This is a genomic window from Pseudomonas pichavaramensis (assembly GCF_050473265.1).
GTDB lineage: Bacteria > Pseudomonadota > Gammaproteobacteria > Pseudomonadales > Pseudomonadaceae > Aquipseudomonas.
Genome location: NZ_JBJKFJ010000002.1, coordinates 273247 through 290575, shown reverse-complemented (window position 1 = coordinate 290575; position 17329 = coordinate 273247). Strand labels below are relative to the sequence as shown.

General features: G+C 60.6%; 19 protein-coding genes. 13 read left to right on the top strand and 6 right to left on the bottom strand.

Annotated elements, in window-relative coordinates; genetic code table 11:
- Window positions 1-16: 16 nt before the first annotated feature.
- The gene (locus ACJRW5_RS04910; RefSeq protein ID WP_484569407.1) at window positions 17-997 is read left to right on the top strand and encodes a GNAT family N-acetyltransferase; all 981 of its coding nucleotides are present in this window, start codon (window positions 17-19) and stop codon (window positions 995-997) included.
- 31 nt (window positions 998-1028) lie between these two features.
- Complete coding sequence (gene fhuF, locus ACJRW5_RS04905) at window positions 1029-1778, top strand: siderophore-iron reductase FhuF (protein WP_484569406.1); 750 nt, start codon at window positions 1029-1031, stop codon at window positions 1776-1778.
- Window positions 1779-1785: 7 nt separating this feature from the next.
- On the opposite strand, the gene ACJRW5_RS04900 is transcribed toward fhuF, so the two are convergent.
- Together ACJRW5_RS04900 and sstT are read right to left on the bottom strand one after the other, a co-directional pair.
- Window positions 1786-2553: an ATP-binding cassette domain-containing protein gene (locus ACJRW5_RS04900; protein WP_484569405.1), complete on the bottom strand. Its 768-nt coding sequence runs from the start codon at window positions 2551-2553 to the stop codon at window positions 1786-1788.
- Window positions 2554-2693: 140 nt separating this feature from the next.
- Window positions 2694-3917: a serine/threonine transporter SstT gene (sstT, locus tag ACJRW5_RS04895; RefSeq protein ID WP_484569404.1), complete on the bottom strand. Its 1224-nt coding sequence runs from the start codon at window positions 3915-3917 to the stop codon at window positions 2694-2696.
- A 364-nt stretch (window positions 3918-4281) separates the two neighbouring features.
- Here sstT and ACJRW5_RS04890 point away from each other — a divergent pair, with 364 nt between their 5' ends.
- Together ACJRW5_RS04890 and ACJRW5_RS04885 are read left to right on the top strand one after the other, a co-directional pair.
- Entirely contained in the window at window positions 4282-5523 is a 1242-nt protein-coding gene (locus tag ACJRW5_RS04890; RefSeq protein WP_484569575.1) for a glutamine synthetase family protein, read from the top strand.
- A gap of 42 nt (window positions 5524-5565) precedes the next feature.
- Complete coding sequence (locus ACJRW5_RS04885; RefSeq protein ID WP_484569403.1) at window positions 5566-6879, top strand: MFS transporter; 1314 nt, start codon at window positions 5566-5568, stop codon at window positions 6877-6879.
- Between the two features lie 35 nt (window positions 6880-6914).
- Here the strand turns inward: ACJRW5_RS04885 and ACJRW5_RS04880 are convergent, their stop codons facing one another.
- The 4 genes from ACJRW5_RS04880 to flgA form a co-directional block, all read right to left on the bottom strand.
- On the bottom strand, window positions 6915-7664 hold the full coding sequence (locus ACJRW5_RS04880; RefSeq protein ID WP_484569402.1) for a flagellar brake protein: 750 nt from the start codon (window positions 7662-7664) through the stop codon (window positions 6915-6917).
- Between the two features lie 92 nt (window positions 7665-7756).
- On the bottom strand, window positions 7757-8224 hold the full coding sequence (locus ACJRW5_RS04875; RefSeq protein ID WP_484569401.1) for a flagella synthesis protein FlgN: 468 nt from the start codon (window positions 8222-8224) through the stop codon (window positions 7757-7759).
- Window positions 8225-8274: 50 nt separating this feature from the next.
- Complete coding sequence (gene flgM / locus ACJRW5_RS04870; RefSeq protein ID WP_484569400.1) at window positions 8275-8610, bottom strand: flagellar biosynthesis anti-sigma factor FlgM; 336 nt, start codon at window positions 8608-8610, stop codon at window positions 8275-8277.
- A gap of 135 nt (window positions 8611-8745) precedes the next feature.
- The gene (flgA, locus tag ACJRW5_RS04865) at window positions 8746-9504 is read right to left on the bottom strand and encodes a flagellar basal body P-ring formation chaperone FlgA (RefSeq protein WP_484569399.1); all 759 of its coding nucleotides are present in this window, start codon (window positions 9502-9504) and stop codon (window positions 8746-8748) included.
- Between the two features lie 75 nt (window positions 9505-9579).
- On the opposite strand from flgA, the gene ACJRW5_RS04860 reads away from it, so the two are divergent.
- The 9 genes from ACJRW5_RS04860 (at window position 9580) to flgH (ending at window position 17245) form a co-directional block, all read left to right on the top strand.
- Window positions 9580-10512, top strand: a complete 933-nt coding sequence (locus ACJRW5_RS04860) for a chemotaxis protein CheV (RefSeq protein WP_484569398.1) — start codon at window positions 9580-9582, stop codon at window positions 10510-10512.
- Window positions 10513-10558: 46 nt separating this feature from the next.
- Window positions 10559-11386 carry a protein-glutamate O-methyltransferase CheR gene (gene cheR / locus ACJRW5_RS04855; RefSeq protein ID WP_484569397.1) on the top strand — a complete coding sequence of 276 codons (828 nt, stop codon included), beginning with the start codon at window positions 10559-10561 and terminating at the stop codon, window positions 11384-11386.
- A 354-nt stretch (window positions 11387-11740) separates the two neighbouring features.
- Window positions 11741-12148, top strand: coding sequence for a flagellar basal body rod protein FlgB (gene flgB, locus ACJRW5_RS04850; protein WP_484569396.1), 408 nt, complete (start codon window positions 11741-11743; stop codon window positions 12146-12148).
- A gap of 11 nt (window positions 12149-12159) precedes the next feature.
- Entirely contained in the window at window positions 12160-12603 is a 444-nt protein-coding gene (gene flgC / locus ACJRW5_RS04845; RefSeq protein ID WP_484569395.1) for a flagellar basal body rod protein FlgC, read from the top strand.
- A 21-nt stretch (window positions 12604-12624) separates the two neighbouring features.
- Entirely contained in the window at window positions 12625-13290 is a 666-nt protein-coding gene (flgD, locus tag ACJRW5_RS04840; protein ID WP_484569394.1) for a flagellar hook assembly protein FlgD, read from the top strand.
- 36 nt (window positions 13291-13326) lie between these two features.
- A complete protein-coding gene (flgE, locus tag ACJRW5_RS04835; RefSeq protein WP_484569393.1) occupies window positions 13327-14697 on the top strand; it encodes a flagellar hook protein FlgE in 1371 nt (456 codons plus the stop codon).
- A gap of 212 nt (window positions 14698-14909) precedes the next feature.
- Window positions 14910-15650, top strand: a complete 741-nt coding sequence (locus tag ACJRW5_RS04830) for a flagellar basal body rod protein FlgF (protein ID WP_484569392.1) — start codon at window positions 14910-14912, stop codon at window positions 15648-15650.
- A 46-nt stretch (window positions 15651-15696) separates the two neighbouring features.
- Window positions 15697-16482 carry a flagellar basal-body rod protein FlgG gene (gene flgG / locus ACJRW5_RS04825; protein WP_099523159.1) on the top strand — a complete coding sequence of 262 codons (786 nt, stop codon included), beginning with the start codon at window positions 15697-15699 and terminating at the stop codon, window positions 16480-16482.
- Between the two features lie 40 nt (window positions 16483-16522).
- Window positions 16523-17245, top strand: coding sequence for a flagellar basal body L-ring protein FlgH (flgH, locus tag ACJRW5_RS04820; RefSeq protein WP_484569391.1), 723 nt, complete (start codon window positions 16523-16525; stop codon window positions 17243-17245).
- The last annotated feature ends 84 nt before the right edge of the window (window positions 17246-17329 follow it).

The window sequence follows — 17329 nt, the reverse complement described above, 5'->3', positions numbered from 1 at the left end:
TTTCGAGGTTATATCCATGACCGATGTTTCTCTGCCCTTGCCCGATGGGCGCGTGCTTCTGGTCGATGGCAGTGCGGATGAGCTGAGCCTGTCGCTGGATGGGCAGCCGCTGTTGCGCGCCGAGCGTCAGGACGAGGTTTGGTGGTTGCAGGGGCATGACATGCCGCTGGCGCTCTGGGCTTTCTCCTATCAGGCGTTCGCCATCGATCCTGCCTGCCAACGACTGTTGCTGAGGCTCGAGGATTGTCCTGCTGCGCTGGTGCAACAGGGGCTGCTCAGTCCTGAGGCGGGTGGCGTCTGGCAGGTGCAGCGCTCGATGTTCTGGCAGTTGCCAATGCCCTGGCGACGCGGGGCGGCCAGCGAGAGCTATCCGCAGCGCTTCGTGCTCAGTGATGGGCGGCGTCATCCGCAGCGCCCACCGAAGCCCAATGGCGAACTGTATCGTCGCTTCGACAGGTGTCTGGGCAGTTGGATCTCGCTGCGTGCGCTTGATATCGAGGCCGACCTTGAACGCTTCAATCGCTGGCAGAATCACCCTCGGGTGGCCGAGTTTTGGCAGGAACAGGGCAGCCTCGAGCAGCACCGCGAATATCTCCAGCGGCTGGCGGCCGATCCGCATGTGTTGACGATGATCGGGTGTTTTGACGATCAGCCGTTCGCCTATTTCGAAGCTTACTGGGCCAAGGAAGACCGCATCGCGCCGTTCTATGCTGTCGCTGACTACGACCGCGGCATTCACATGCTGGTTGGCGAGGAGGGGCATCGCGGGCCGCACAAGGTGGAAAGCTGGCTATCGGCTCTGGTGCATTATCTGCTGCTGGATGAGCCCCGTACCCAGCGCATCGTCGCCGAGCCGCGTGCCGACAATCAGCGGATGATTAGCCACATGCAGCGTCTCGGCTTCTGGCTGGAGAAGGAATTCGATTTTCCGCACAAACGCGCCGCATTGATGGTGCAGAGTCGCGAGCGCTTCTTCGAGCGATGCCGATTGTGCTGAGTAGATTCTCTCGAGCTCGCAGGGGGAGGCGATGATCGCGGCTCTTGCTCCGCTGTTTTTTGGCGAGTTCGCCAGTTACCGCGACGTGCTGACTACCTTCGAAGACCCGCGCCCGTCGCTGCCGGTGCGTCGGCTGCTGCAAACGGCTCAACTCGATACTGTGCTGCTGCGGTTCGACCCCTTGCATGTCGGGCAGGATCGTCGAGCACTGGTCTCGCAGTGGTCCAAGCACTATCTGGTGCGACTGATTCCTCCAGTGGTCGCTGCCGCGCTGGTGTTGGGACGTCGTCTACCCTTGGCGCTCGATGAGATTGAGGTGGTGTTGGACGAGCAGGGGCTGCCACAGGCCTTCAAGTTACCCGGTGATGGTGAACCGTTTGCTGTTCCACCCTCAGATGCCTTTCAGCGCTTCGCCGAGCTGACCGGGCATCTGCAGGCGTTTATCCAGATACTGGCGACTGAGGCACGGCTGTCACCCAAGGTGCTCTGGAGCAACGCCGGCAATTACCTGGAGTGGTTCGTAGGTGAAATGGGCAAGGTCCTGCCCTCATCGCTGTTGGTTCACGGTCACGAGCTGATGGAGCAGGAGCGATGCGCCGATGGTGTTCGCAACCCCCTGTTCAGCCCGGTTCGGTATCGGCAGGTAAGCCAGGCGCTGCGTCCCGACGGTCTCTGGCGCCAACGCAGGGTGTGCTGCATTCGTTATCGTCTGGACAGCCTCGAGCATTGCGACAACTGTCCCTTGCTCGATCAGCCTCTGCCTTATACAGGTGACCGCTAGCCCTGGGTCATTGCAGGTAGCTGATCGGCGATCCGTCCGCAGGATTGGCCATTATCCCCATGGGCACGCCGTAGATGCGCTCCAGGGTCTCGCCGTGCATCAGCTCGGCCGGGCTGCCTTGGGCCAGCAGACGACCGCTGTGCAGGGCCAGTAGATGGTCGCAATAGCGCGCAGCCATGTTGACGTCGTGCAGCACCACCAGCACACCCAGACCCAGCTCACGGCTGAGGTCGTGGACGCGCGAGAGCACTTCCACCTGGTGGGCGATGTCCAGCGCTGAGGTGGGTTCGTCGAGCAGCAGGTAACGGCTGTTCTGCGCCAGCAACATGGCCAGCCAGACGCGCTGGCGCTCCCCCCCGGACAGATGGTCGACCAAGCGATCGGCAAAATCGCTGGTATCGGTCAGCGCCATAGCGCGCTTGATGTGCGCCCGGTCTTCGTCGCCCAGACGGCCAAGGGCACCGTGCCAGGGATAGCGACCGAACCCCACGAGCTCGCGTACGGTCAGCCCTTCGGTCTGCGGCAACTGCTGAGGCAGATAGGCCACCTGACGGGCGAAGTCGCGCTGGCCCCAGCTTGCCAGAGGCTTGCCGTCGAGCAGGATATGGCCACCGCTGGGCGACTGCTGGCGGGCGAGTAACTTGATCAGGGTGGACTTGCCGGAGCCGTTGTGGCCGATCAGGCCGACCATGCGTCCGGCGTCGATGTGCAGGTTCAGGGGATGCAGCAGGGTACGTTCAGGGATGCTGAAACTGACGCTTTGCAATTCGAACATGAAGCCGTCCGCGGTGGGTTGCGAAAGGCGTCAATCTAATTCAAACGCTAATCGTTATCAATTTTCCCTTTGCCGGTGCCCGATGTGTCGCCACCCGAAGTCCAGAAGGCTCGCACGTGCAAGCCTTCTGTCTGTTGCTTTCAGGCCTTACGCTGTTCTTCCGCCAGGCAGGCTGCAGCGGTGAACAGCGCATCGGTGGACGAGTTCAGCGCGGTCTCTGCCGAGTCCTGGACGATGCCGATGATGAAGCCGATGGCGACGACCTGCATGGCCACGTCATTGGGGATGCCGAACAGGCTGCAGGCCAGCGGGATCAGCAGCAGCGAGCCGCCGGCCACGCCCGAGGCGCCGCAGGCGCTGATCGAGGCCAGCACGCTAAGCAGCAGGGCGGTGGGCAGGTCTACCGGGATTTCCAGCGTATGCACGGCGGCCAGGGTCAGTACGCTGATAGTGATGGCCGCACCGGCCATGTTGATGGTGGCGCCCAGCGGGATCGATACCGAGTAGGTTTCCTCGTGCAGGCCCAGGCGTTGGCACAGTTGCAGGTTGACCGGAATGTTCGCCGCCGAGCTGCGGGTGAAGAAGGCGGTCAGGCCGCTTTCGCGCAGGCAGGTGAAGACCAGCGGATAGGGGTTGCGACGGATCTTCCAGTACACCAGCGCCGGGTTGACCACCAGGGCGACCAGCAGCATGCAGCCGACCAGTACCACCAGCAGATGCAGGTAGCCGAGCAGGGCGTCGAAACCGGACTCGGCGAGGGTTGCGGCCACCAGACCGAAGATGCCCAGCGGGGCCAGGCGGATGACCAGCTTGACGATGGAAGTGACCGCGCCCGACAGGTCCCCCAGCAGCTGCTTGCTGCCGGCGCTGGCATGGCGGAAGGCGAAGCCCAGGCCGATGGCCCAGGCCAGGATGCCGATGAAGTTGCCCTTGAGCAGCGCATTGATCGGGTTGTCGACCACGTTCATCAGCAGGGTCTTGAGGACTTCACCAATGCCACCGGGAGGCGACAGCTCGGCGGCCTGACTGCTCAGCACCAGTGCCGAGGGGAAGGCGAAGCTGGCGACGACGGCCACCAGCGCGGCGCTGAAGGTGCCGAGCAGGTACATCAGCAGAATCGGGCGGATGTGGGTCTGCTGACCGTGCTGGTGGTTGGCGATGGAGGCCATCACCAGGATGAACACCAGGATGGGCGCCACTGCTTTCAGCGCGGAGACGAAGACATTGCCGATGAAGCCGACGGACAGCGCAGCCTGGGGAGCGACGTAGGCAAGGGCGATGCCTGCCAGCAGGCCGATGACGATCTGCGTCACCAGGCTGATGCGGTTGAGAAGCTGCAGGGCAGGGTGGAGGGCTTGGGACATCGGGTGGTCTCTGGTTGCTGGGCACGCTGCTCGAGCAGGGCGCCGGGGCGAGAGGACTTTCAGCCAGGGCCGAAAAAATAGCGCGCGACTCTAGCACAGCCTTCATGGGCTTCTAGCCAGGGCGGTCGATCTCGGCGACGGAGTGCAAGGCGGTGTCGCATCTCGATAAGCTTGCACTGCTTGAAATATTGAACATGCGATGCGTATTTTGTACGTCTCGCTGCCGTCAGGCGGTATCCGCACGATTCAAGGACAACAATAGATGAGCACTGCCAGCTGCGGCCCATTGGAAATCCTACTGCAAGGGATCGATGAGATCGACTGCGTCACCCCCGACCTCAACGGGGTACCGCGCGGCAAGGTGATGACCGCCAGTGGCTTCCTCGAAGGCCGTCGCCTGCAGCTGGCTCGCGGCGTGTTGCTGCAATGCATCATGGGCGGCTACCCGGCGGCGCGCTTCTACGGCAGCGATGACGGCGACCTGCTGCTCAATGCCGAGCCGAGCCAGATCCACCGCCTGCCCTGGAGCGAGCCGCCGCGCGCGTTGGCGATCTGCGACGCGGACGAGCTGGACGGGCGCAGTTCCGGGCTGTCCACCCGTGGCCTGCTCAAGCGCGTGCTGGCGCGCTATGCCGAGCAGGGCTGGCAACCCGTCGTGGCCACCGAACTGGAGTTCTTCGTCTTCGCCGGCAACCCCGATCCGCAGCAGCCATTCCTGCCGCCGCTGGGGCTCGATGGCCGCCGTGAGGATGGTGGCGCGGCGTTCAGCGTCAGTTCCAGCAATGGCCTGCGGCCGTTCTTCGCCGATGTCTACCGCTGCATGGAGGCGCTCGGCCTGCCGCGCGATACCTTCATGCACGAGATGGGCGTCAGCCAGTTCGAGATCAACCTGCTGCATGGCGATGCGCTGCAACTGGCCGATCAGACCTTCCTGTTCAAGCATCTGCTCAAGGAAGTCGGTTTCAAGCACGGATTGTCCGTGGTGTGCATGGCCAAACCCCTGGCGCATACGCCGGGCAGCTCCATGCACATTCATCAGAGCGTGGTGGAGCAGGGCAGTGGCCGCAACATCTTCAGTGCTGACAACGGGGAGGCGACGCCGGCCTTCTATCACTTCATCGCTGGCCAGCAGGCTGCGCTGGCGGATTTCACCCTGCTGTTCGCCCCGCACGTGAATTCCTACCAGCGCCTGTGCCATCCCTATGCGTCACCGAACAATGCCTGCTGGTCGGCGGACAACCGCGCGGCGGGGCTGCGCATCCCCGCCAGCGCGCCAGTGGCGCGGCGGGTGGAGAGTCGTCTGCCTGGCGCTGACGCCAATCCTTATCTGGCGCTCGCGGCCAGTCTTGCTGCCGGCCTGCATGGTCTGCAGCGTGAGCTACAGCCGAGCCCGGCGATTCAGGGAGAGTTCGAGGTGCCTGAAGAATTGACGCTACCCTGTACCATGCATGCCGCCATCGAACGTCTGAAACGAAGCGAGCTGGCAATCGAACTGTTTGGTGCGGAATTCATCGAAGGCTACATCGCCACTAAGAGCATGGAGCTGACCAGCTTCTACGATGAAATAACGCCTTGGGAGCGTCGTGTTCTGGCTGGCCAAGCCTGACGCCGTTTTTCGTTACCTGCGTACAAGGAGCTTTATCCGTCAATGCGACTGATCTGGAAGTCATTCCGTTCGCTGTACTTCGCCACATTGCTCATGCTGCTGGGTTCCGGTCTGCTCAGTACCTACCTGGCCCTGCGACTGGCCGATACGGTGGATGGTCTGTGGGTCGGTGCGTTGATGGCGGCCAACTATTTCGGTCTGGTGCTGGGTGGCAAACTCGGGCACCGATTGATCGGCCGGGTGGGGCACATTCGCGCCTACGTGGCCTGCGCTGGGGTGGTTACCGCGGCGGTACTCGGGCATGGCCTGGTGGAGTGGCTGCCGTTCTGGCTGTTCCTGCGCATGCTGGTGGGTCTGGGCATGATGTGCCAGTACATGGTGATCGAGAGCTGGCTCAACGAGCAGGCCGACGCCAAGCAGCGTGGCCTGGTGTTCAGCGGTTACATGGCAGCGTCCTACATGGGGTTGATTCTCGGACAATTGGCGCTGGTATTGCACCCGACCCTGGGGCTTGAGCTGTTGATGCTGGTCGCCCTGTGTTTTGCCCTGTGTCTGGTGCCGGTAGCGCTGACGCGGCGACTGCACCCGGCCCCGTTGCATCCGGCTCCGCTGGAGCTGCGTTTCTTCTTGCGCCGGGTGCCGTTGTCGCTGACCACCATTTCGGTGGCCGGGCTGCTGATTGGCTCGTTCTATGGTCTGGCGCCGCTGTATGCCACGCGCATGGGACTCTCCACCGAGCAGGTGGGCTTGTTCATGGGGAGCTGCATCCTGGCCGGGCTACTGGTGCAATGGCCGCTGGGTTGGCTGTCAGATCGGCATGACCGGGTGCGCCTGATTCGCGGTTGCGCCGTCTTGCTGCTGCTCGCCGCGTTGCCGTTGGCTGCGTTGCCGGAAGTCTTTCTCGGCTTGCTGATAGTCGTCGGTTTTCTGGTCAGTCTGATGCAGTTCAGCCTGTATCCGCTGGCCGTTGCGCTGGCCAACGACCATGTCGAGCCTGAACGGCGCGTGTCGCTGACCGCCATGTTGCTGGTCACCTTCGGGGTTGGCGCTTGTATCGGTCCCTTGTTGACGGGCCTGCTGATGCGCTTTTACGGCGCCAACATGCTGTATGCGTTCGTCTGTCTCTGCGCGCTGATTCTGGTCTGGAGGATTCGTCCGGAAGTGGTCACCAATCTGCACCAGGTGGACGATGCGCCGGTGCAGCACGTGGTCATGCCGGGTAACGTCGCCAGTTCGCCGCTGGTGGCTGCGCTGGATCCGCGGGTCGATGAGCAGACGGTGCAGGAGCAGATGCAGCAGGAACCGAGCGCAGAATCTTCAGCTGAGGCCGAGAACACGGAGCGGGCCGCGCAATAGTTGCGCGGCCTGACAGGCCGTTTACGTAGAAAGGATCAGAAGGTGCCGTCGCTTTCGGTGCGACGTGCCTCGCGCTGCAGCTGATAGACGAAGCGCTCGACCTGGCGCTGTTCCAGGCCATTCATGCGATAGAAGCGGGTGCCGACGAAGGTCATGTCGACCTTGTCTTCGTACTGCACGTGGCGCAACTCCACCGCACAGGTAATGGCTCCGAAAGGCAGTTGCGCGGTCAGGCGTTCATGAACCTGGCCGTTGCTCAGTTGCTGAGTCAGGTCGCCGGCGAAACGCAGTTTGCAGCCTGTGGCGGAGACGTCGAGCATGTGCCCGGGCAGCGCCTCGCGGAGCTTGTCGCCGGTCAGTACGACTTTAACCAGATCGCTCTGTTTCAGCGGTGCACGATAGGCGCTGCGGCGCTGATGATAGATAACCTCTTGTGGCAGAGGCGCCCAATAGCACGGGGCGCCCTCGAGCTCACCCAGTTGTACGTCGTGTTCACAGGTCCAGGCCACGCGTACACCTTCGCGAAAGGCTTCGACGTTGAATGTTTCGCCCTGTTTGAGAAAGCGCTCTCCATCTGTCGGGATGATTTCATCCAACGCCACGCGGGCGCGATCGCGATCGATCTCGACAAGGTAGCTTTGAAAACGCTGACTCCGCCCTTTGAACTGGATTACCAGAGGGTCGTGGTTTTGCTGCAATTGACGCAGGGTGGCAATGATCTCGACGGATGTCTTGAGCACCTTGGGCGGCTGAGGGCCGCTCTCGTCGTTGAACGCGCTGGACACAGTTCGGAACTCTCCGAGTCATAGACTACAACGGCACTAGAATACTGGCGAAGTGCCTGCATGTCCCTGTGCTTTTATTGTGGTGGTGGTGCTCAGGCCTGACTGAGCGGCCTTTGCTGCGCGATTTTAGCGGCACTACCGCGGCTGTCATAGAGTCCTGGCGTTTCACCGCCACGCAGAATACCGAGCACGCTACCGACAGAAGCCTGGTTGGCACGGATCAGTCGTCCGTTGCGCAGGTTGGCCTCCTGGCAGCGTTGCAGCAGGGTGGACAACTCTTCGCTGCGCGCAAGTAACTGATCGCCAATGGCTGATTGCGCCGCCAGCGTGGTCAGGCCGTCGCGGTCTGCGCTCAGATTGGCGTCCTGCAGCAGGCGACTGCGTTCATTGCCATGCTGCTGCAGGAGCGCGAGAAGCGGTTGCTTATCGCTGAGCAGGCGGTCAAGGCTAGGGAGGTCACGATCGGTCAGTGCCTGAAATTCGCTGTCGATCAGCTCAAGCAACTGCTCGGCGGTGCCGATATCGGTGGTGAACAGGTCAAGCAGGGCGGTGTCTTGCATGGCGGGCTCTTGGGGGTCGGGCGTCCAACACCCCCAGCGCAGCCCATGGACTAGCGCTGGGATTCGAAGTCGAGCAGTTTCTGGGCGACGCGCTTGCTGTCGACCTGATAGCTGCCATCAGCGATGGCCTGTTTCAGCTGGGCCACACGCTCTTTGTTGACGATCGGCTGGTCACGCAGCTTGTCACCGATCGCTTGCAGTTGCTGAGCTTCGCGGCTCAGTTGCACGGGTTCGCCACTCTTGGCGTTGGTTTGTCCATCGCTACCGGTGACAGGCGCCTTGCTCGGCTGTGCCGACTCATTGCGATTGCCAGCCTGAGTCGCGCCGCTACGACCCGTGTTGGCGGGCGTATTGGCATTGTTCAGCCGGTTGAAGTCGATGACCATGATGCAGAACCTCGGACGATATGGTGGACGCTTGCCATGCTTTTCGGCCACTGCCGAGAAAACTTTAGGACTAATTTCATCGCGTCGTCGAACAGTTTAGGGAATCGTCGAACCTTTACGCTACAAGAAACGTGCCTACATGGCGACCTCGACCTGGCCCGGACCCACGACCCGGGCGCGAATCACGCGTTGCGAGCGCAGATTGCGGATGTTGATCTGCTCGCCAGGAGCCCCGTCTGTCAGGGCCTCACCGGGCATTCGCACATTGAAATTGGAGCCGACGGCGCTGATCACAACTTGATCACCGCGGCGGATTACTTCGGCTGCTTCCAGGTGAGTTGGGGCCACGACCTGATTGATGTTGAGTTGGCGCGTCAATTTCTTGCCGATCACTTGCGCCGGTTCTGTCAGATAACCCTGCGAGAGTTGGCTTATGTCACGCTCGGCCATATTCAGGTCTGAAGCCTTGACTATGCTCAAGCGCTTGAGGGGCCGGGTAAGAACCGCTACGTGACGGTAGAGACGTACTTCTGCCGGAACGAATACGGTCCATGGGGCACTGCCATCACAGCGGACGCGTGTTGTGACTCGTCCTAACGGTTGTGCAGGGCTCTCGAGTGAGGTCGTCAGCGGCACGTCGCACAGAGCCAGGCGCAGGCGAGGGTCAAGTCGATTCACACGAATCTCATGGCGTCCGCGGATTTCGCTACGCTGTAGATAATCGACGACGGCTTCCTCAAGAAAGCGCTCGGTAGCGCCGATAAGCTGATCGGCGCTGGTAAAGTCCGCTGCCGCTTTGCCGCTGTAGCCGATTGTCGGCAAAGCGAGTAAAACGGGCAAAGGCATAAGGCACTTTGCCAGTAGCTGACGGAATGATGACGTTCTCTGCTTCATGAACAAGACAAAGCAAGCCCCGTGCCGCCTGCTAGGCTCATTGGGACAGGGTTATTAAACGAGAGGAGTCCGGGCATGGCCGGGTTGATGGATTCGGTTAACCAGCGAACTCAACTGGTGGGACAGAACCGCTTGGAGTTGTTGCTTTTTCGCCTGGAGGGCCCGCAGCTTTACGGTATCAACGTATTCAAGGTGAAAGAGGTACTGCAGTGCCCCAATCTCACCATCATGCCCAAGTCCAGCCCCGTGGTGCGGGGAGTCGCCAATATCCGTGGCGGCACCATTCCCATCCTCGACCTCTCGATTGCTACGGGTCGGGCGGCCTTGGGGGATTTGAAAACCAGCTTTGTGATCATTACCGAGTACAACACCAAGGTTCAGGGCTTTCTGGTGCGCTCGGTCGAGCGCATCGTCAACATGAACTGGGAGGAGATTCATCCACCACCCAAGGGTACGGGGCGTGACCATTATCTGACGGCCGTCACGCGGCTGGATCAGCAACTGGTCGAGATCATCGATGTCGAAAAGATTCTTGCTGAGGTCGCACCGACGTCCGAAGTGATTTCCGCTGGCGTCATCGATGATCAGGTACAGAGCCAGGCAGTGACCAAGCACGTGCTGATCGTCGATGACTCGTCGGTGGCGCGCAAGCAGGTTTCACGCTGCTTGCAGACTGTCGGCGTCGAGGTGACGGCGCTTAACGACGGCCGCGAGGCACTCAATTATCTGAAGTCCATGGCCGAGGAGGGACGTAATCCCGATAAGGAGTTGCTCATGCTGATTTCCGATATCGAGATGCCGGAGATGGATGGCTATACCTTGACCACTGAAATTCGTAGCGATCCACGCATGCAGAAGCTGCACATCCTCCTGCATACTTCGCTTTCGGGTGTGTTCAATCAGGCCATGGTGAAGAAGGTCGGTGCGGACGACTTCCTGGCCAAGTTCAAACCGGACGATCTGGCTGCACGCGTGGTTGATCGCATTCGAGTAGTGGATGGGGGCTGAGGGAGTATGACCTTTGGCGAACGTAAGGGTTGGTGAGGCGGCGCTAGTGTCTTCAGGTAATTTGGATTTCGAGCAGTTCAGGACTTTCCTGGAGAAGGCCTGCGGTATTCTGCTTGGCAGCAACAAGCAGTACCTGGTTTCCAGTCGTCTGAACAAGCTGATGGAACAGAACGGCATCAAAACCCTGGGCGAGCTGGTGCAGCGCATGCAAAGCCAGCCGCGTGGGGGGCTGCGCGAGCAGGTGGTGGATGCCATGACCACCAACGAAACCCTGTGGTTTCGCGATACCTATCCGTTCGAGGTGCTCAAGAGCCGGGTGCTGCCCGAGCTGATCAAGGCCTACCCAGCGCAACGTCTGCGCATCTGGTCCGCAGCCTGTTCCTCCGGCCAGGAACCGTACTCGTTGTCGATGTCCATCGACGAGTTCGAGCGGACCAACCTTGGTCAGTTGAAAGCAGGCATGCAAATCGTGGCTACTGATCTGTCGCCTTCGATGCTTGCCAACTGCAAGTCCGGTGAGTACGACAGCCTTGCCATGGGGCGTGGCCTGTCGCAGGAACGCTTGCAGCGCTATTTCGACCCGAGAGGGCCGGGACGCTGGCAGGTCAAGGCGCCAATCAAGAATCGTGTCGAGTTCCGTCCGCTCAACCTGTTGGACAGTTATGCGGCGTTGGGCAAGTTCGATATCGTCTTCTGCCGGAACGTGCTGATCTACTTCTCGGCAGAGGTGAAGAAGGACATCCTCACGCGCATCCATGCCACGCTCAAACCCGGTGGCTACCTGTTCCTGGGGGCGTCCGAGGCGCTCAATGGTCTGCCGGACAAGTACCAGATGGTGCAGTGCAGTCCGGGAATCATTTACAAGGCCAAGTAGACCGATAGTGTTTGTCTTGCAAGCGGGAGGCCATGGCCTCCCGCTCGCGTTTCCGGGGTCTGAAATCCATGGGGCTCGAGCACTAGGGTGCGCCGTGAGCACCAGTGGTTTCGATGCTGAAGAGTCGGTGCACATGACCTAGGCGGCCCCGCGACACCCTGCGAGCGGCAATCGTGCTCTACCTGGCTTTGCCGCTTGCTTGCCAGTAGGCGGTAAGGCTTTGCCGCCTTGCCGCTTTTTCTCTCTCGATTTTCGCTTAACTTATTGAACTATAAGGGTTGAATAAGTTGGCACAGGGTTTGCTGAATAGCTCGCAACAGTAACCACATGGCCTCAGTGGCAAAGGTTCAGAGCATGAGCATCAATTTCGGCAGAGCCCTCGGCATCCATGAGCAGGCACTCGGCTTCCGCGCCCAGCGCGCCGAAGTCCTGTCCAACAACATCGCTAATGCTGACACGCCGAACTACAAGGCGCGCGATCTGGACTTCGCCAGCGTCCTCGCCGAGCAGAACGCCAAGCAGCAGCGCGGCAACGTTAGTCTGGCACGCACTGATGGCCGCCACATCGCGGCTGACGGTGTGGCCATGGGCGAGGCTGAGCTGCCTTACCGCACGCCGTTCCATGCCTCCCTGGATCAGAACACCGTCGACCTGCAGATCGAGCAATCGAACTACGCGGAAAACTCGGTGCAGTTTCAGGCCAGCTTCACCTTCCTCAATAGCAAATTCAAAGGGCTGACCAATGCCCTGCGCGGCGAATAAGGAGCGCGACCATGTCTCTTGCCAGTGTCTTCAATATCGCCGGAACCGGCATGAGTGCCCAGAGCACTCGGCTCAATACCATTTCCAGCAACATCGCCAACGCCGAGACCGTTTCGTCGAGCATCGACCAAACCTATCGCGCCCGTCACCCGGTGTTTGCCACCGTGTTCCAGCAAGCGCAGAACGGCGACCGTGGTTCGCTGTTCGCCGAGCAGGATGAGGCAGGGCGTGGTGTGCAGGTGCTGGGCGTGATCGAGGATCAAAGCAGCCTGATGCCGCGCTACGAGCCGGATCATCCGATGGCCAATGCCGACGGGTACGTCTACTACCCCAACGTCAATGTGGTCGAGGAAATGGCTGACATGATTTCCGCCAGTCGTGCTTTCCAGACCAACGTGGAAATGATGAATACCGCCAAGCAGATGCTGCAGCGTGTGCTGACCCTGGGTCAGTAACGTTTTGAGAGGGGACTAGGGATGAGCACAGTAAGCGGCACGAGTTCGGTACTCGATCAATATCAGATCAAGCAGGACAACACGCAGAACAAGGACCTCGGCAAGAACGAGTTTCTCAATCTGCTGGTGGCCCAGTTGAACAACCAGAACCCGCTGGAGCCGCAGGGCAACGGCGAGTTCATCGCTCAGTTGGCGCAGTTCAGCCAGGTGGAGGGTATTGAAAAGCTCAATACCAGCATGGAGTCGCTGCTTTCCGGTTACCAGTCATCACAGGCGCTGCAGGCCTCTTCGTTGGTCGGGCGCAAGGTGATCATTCCCAGCGAGAAAGCTGTCGTCGACACCAGTGAGAGCTTCAAGGCGAGCGCAGTGCTGCCGGTCAGCAGTAGCAACGTGTACGTCAACGTCTACGACAATGCCGGCGCGCTGGTATCGCGTATCAACCTGGGTGAGCAGGCTGCTGGCAACGTAAGCTTTATCTGGGACGGGAAGAATGCCGACGGCGAAACGATGCCGCCCGGTACCTACAAGTTCGAGGCTCAGGCCACATATGGCAACGAGACCAAAGGGCTTTACACCATGCTGCCGGCCAACGTTGACAGCGTCACCCTGGGTGGTGGCGAGCTGATGTTGAATCTGGCCGGTCTGGGCAGCGTTCCGCTTTCTCAAGTGCAGGTCATCGGCCAGTAATTATTGCCGCCGGCAGTTCCGGCAAAGGAGTCTTCCATGTCTTTCAACATCGGTCTCAGTGGTCTGCGCGCGGCAACCAGCGACCTTAATGTCACCGGCAATAACATTGCCAACGCGGGGACCGCAGGTTTCAAGCAATCCCGTGCAGAATTCGCCGATCTGTATGCCTCGTCGATGCTCGGTACCGGCAAGAACCCGCAGGGTAGCGGCGTGCTGCTGGCCGATGTGGCGCAGTTGTTCAATCAGGGCAACATCAATTACACGCAGAATGCGCTGGACATGGCGATCAACGGCAACGGCTTCTTCGTCACCAGCAACAACGGCGACATCAGCTATACCCGCGCCGGCTACTTCGGCACCGATCGTGACGGTTATATCGTCAACAATTTTGGTTACCGACTGCAGGGTTATGGGGCGGACGAGAACGGCAATATCTTGCCGGTGCAGACCGACCTGCGGGTAAACGCCGGGCAGCAGGAGCCGAAGGCGACCACCTCGGTCACACAGACGACCAACCTGAACTCCAATGCCGTGCGTCCGCCCAATGCTGGGACCATGGCGGCGCCGACCTTCGATCCAAGCGACTCGCAGTCGTTCAACTGGTCGACGTCCACCAATATCTATGATGCTCAGGGCAACGCCCACGTGATGAGCCAGTACTTCGTCAAGAACGAAGCACCGGCCAACAACGGCTGGACCATGCACGTGCTCATCGATGGTGTTAACCCGCGTGATCCCAGCAGCACTCAGCCTTTCAGCTATGCAGTGAATTACGATGCTGCAGGGCAGTTGGCGAATCCGGCGCTGACGCCGCTGGCCAGCACTCCGGCGAATCCGGCGCTGGATGCGCCGGCCATTCCGGGTGGGACGCCGAACGGCATCTTTGCTATCGCCGATACCGATTGGTTCCCGGCTGAGGAAGATCCGGCCAACCCGGGAACCATGGTGGTCAATGGTGCCGACAGCGAGTCATTTACCTTCGATATGCGTGGCTCGACCCAGTACGCCGCGTCCTTCGGTGTCAACGCGGTCAGTCAGGATGGATATACCACCGGCCAGCTCGCCGGCATCGAGGTCGACGATACCGGCATCATCTTCGCCCGTTACACCAATGGTCAGTCCAAGGTGCAGGGGCAGGTGCTGCTGGCCAACTTCGCCAACGTCCAGGGTTTGACGCCAGTGGGCAAAACCGCTTGGGTGCAGTCCTTCGAGTCGGGTGAGCCGGTGATCGGTACCCCGCGCAGCAGTACTCTTGGCGCCCTGCAAGCGGGTGCGCTGGAGGACTCCAACGTCGAGCTGTCGGACCAGTTGGTCAACCTCATCGTGGCGCAGCGTAACTATCAGGCTAACGCCAAGACCATCGAGACCGAGAGCGCCATCACTCAGACCATCATCAACCTGCGTTGATGGCTCTTCTCTAAGGTAAAAGCGGCAAGCCTGGCTTGCCGCTTGCTTTTCCGGAACCGGCAAAACCTCGCCGCAGCTGAATATCTGGAATTTCCTGATTTCTTAAAAATTCATTTAAATCAGTAGCTTGATGGTGATTTTACGGTTTGGCACGACGCTTGCTGTATTGCTTGCAAAGAGCCAAGGGCACGTCGCCCACTCGGAGAATCACCATGGACAAGATGCTGTACGTCTCCATGACCGGAGCGCAGAACAACACCTTGGGTCTGCGCGCCCATGCCAACAACCTGGCCAACGTTTCCACCTCGGGTTTCCGTCGTGATTTCGAGCAGGCGCGTTCGATGCCGCTGTTCGGGGAAAGCTATCCGGCGCGCGTGTTCGCGATGAGCGAGCGTCCGGCGACCGACTTTCGCCCGGGTACCTTACAGGAGACCGGCCGAGACCTCGACGTGGCGATTGGCGGCAAGGGCTGGATCGCCGTGCAAGCGCCGGATGGCAGCGAAGCCTACGTGCGCACCGCCAGCCTGAACATCGATGCTCTGGGTATTCTGCGTACCGGCAACGGTTTGCCGGTGATGGGCAATGCCGGGCCGATTGCCGTGCCGCCGGAGCAGAAGGTGGAAATTGGCCAGGACGGCACCATCAGCATTCGTGCGCTTGGTGAAGACCCCAACGTATTGGCCGAAGTGGACCGCATCAAGCTGGTCAATCCCGATCCGAAGAGCATGGAGAAGGGCACGGACGGGCTGATCCGAGTCAAAGGCCAGCCTGAAGTCCAGGCCGACGCCACCGTGCAGGTGACCTCCGGCTTTCTCGAAGCGAGCAACGTCAATGCTGTGGAGGAAATGACCGCGATCCTTTCCCTGTCCCGTCAGTTCGAGCTGTCGGTCAAGATGATGCGTACCGCCGAAGACAATGCCTCGGCCATGGCGCGGGTTTTGCAGATTAGCTAATTACCAGTACGCGGCGCCATGAAACTGGCGCCCGAGGAGAAACGATATGCTTCCGGCACTGTGGGTCAGCAAGACCGGTTTGTCCGCCCAGGACATGAACCTGACCACCATTTCCAACAACCTGGCCAACGTCGCCACCACCGGCTTCAAGCGCGACCGGGCCGAGTTCGAAGATCTGCTGTATCAGATCCGTCGTCAGCCAGGTGGCCAGTCCAGCCAGGACAGCGAACTGCCGTCCGGCCTGCAGCTCGGTACTGGTGTGCGCGTGGTCGGCACGCAGAAGATTTTCACCGCCGGCAGCCTGCAGACCACCGAACAGCCGCTCGACCTGGCAGTGAATGGTCGGGGGTTCTTCCAGATTCTGCAGCCGGACGGCACCGTCTCCTATACCCGCGACGGTAGCTTCCATCTGAACTCCGATGGCCAGATCGTCACGTCTCAGGGCTTTGCTCTGGAGCCGGCCATCGTGCTGCCCAACGAAGTGCGCACCTTCACCGTCGGCGAGGATGGCACCGTGTCGGTCACCACTGCCGGTAACCCGCAGCCGCAGATCATCGGCAACCTGCAGCTGGCCGACTTCGTCAACCCGGCAGGCCTCGAAGCCATCGGTAACAACCTGTTCCTGGAGACCGGCTCCAGCGGCGCGCCGCAGGTCGGCAACCCGGGGCTCAACGGTCTGGGCACCACCCTGCAGAACACGTTGGAAAACTCCAACGTCAGCGTGGTGGAGGAGTTGGTGAACATGATCACCACCCAGCGTGCTTACGAAATGAACTCCAAGGTGATTTCCACCGCCGACCAGATGCTGTCCTTCGTGACGCAGAACCTCTGATCAATCTTGACTCTGTTGTGAACGCCGCGAGGTAGTGGTTATGAACCGGCAAATTTTCTGTTTCCCTCTGTTGGCTGCACTGCTGCTCAGCAGCGGTTGCGTGGCGCCGACAGCCAAGCCGGATGATCCCTATTACGCGCCGGTGCTGCCGCGCACGCCGTTGCCGGCGGCGCAGAACAATGGCTCGATCTACCAGGCCGGCTTCGAGAACGGTCTGTATGACGATCGCAAGGCCTTCCGCGTGGGCGACATCATCACCATCACCCTGAACGAGCGGACCCAGGCCAGCAAGAACGCCAACAGTTCCCTGCAGAAAGACAGCAGCGGTTCTCTGGGTGTCCCCAACCTGTTCGGTATGACGGTCGCGCCTGATAACCCATTGCGTAGCCTCAGTGCCCTCGGCATGACCAACAACAACCTGAGCCTGGACTCGAGTTGGGATTCCACGCGAGCCAATACCGGCTCCGGCCAGGCGGGGCAGAGCAACAGCCTGTCCGGTTCGATCACCGTGACCGTCGCCGAAGTGCTGCCTAATGGCATTCTCGCCGTGCGTGGCGAAAAGTGGATGACCCTCAACACTGGCGATGAGCTGGTACGTATCTCCGGGTTGGTTCGTGCAGACGATATCGCCACCGACAACACTGTCGCCTCGACCCGTGTCGCGGACGCGCGCATTACCTATTCCGGCACCGGGGCTTTCGCCGATGCCAGTCAGCCGGGCTGGTTGAGCCGCTTCTTCATGAGCCCGTTGTGGCCGTTCTGATCACAGGGTGACGTCGATGAAAACCTGGTTGCCTCATTCTCCGTCCCTGACGCTCAGCCGTCTTGCCCACTGGTACGCTCGATT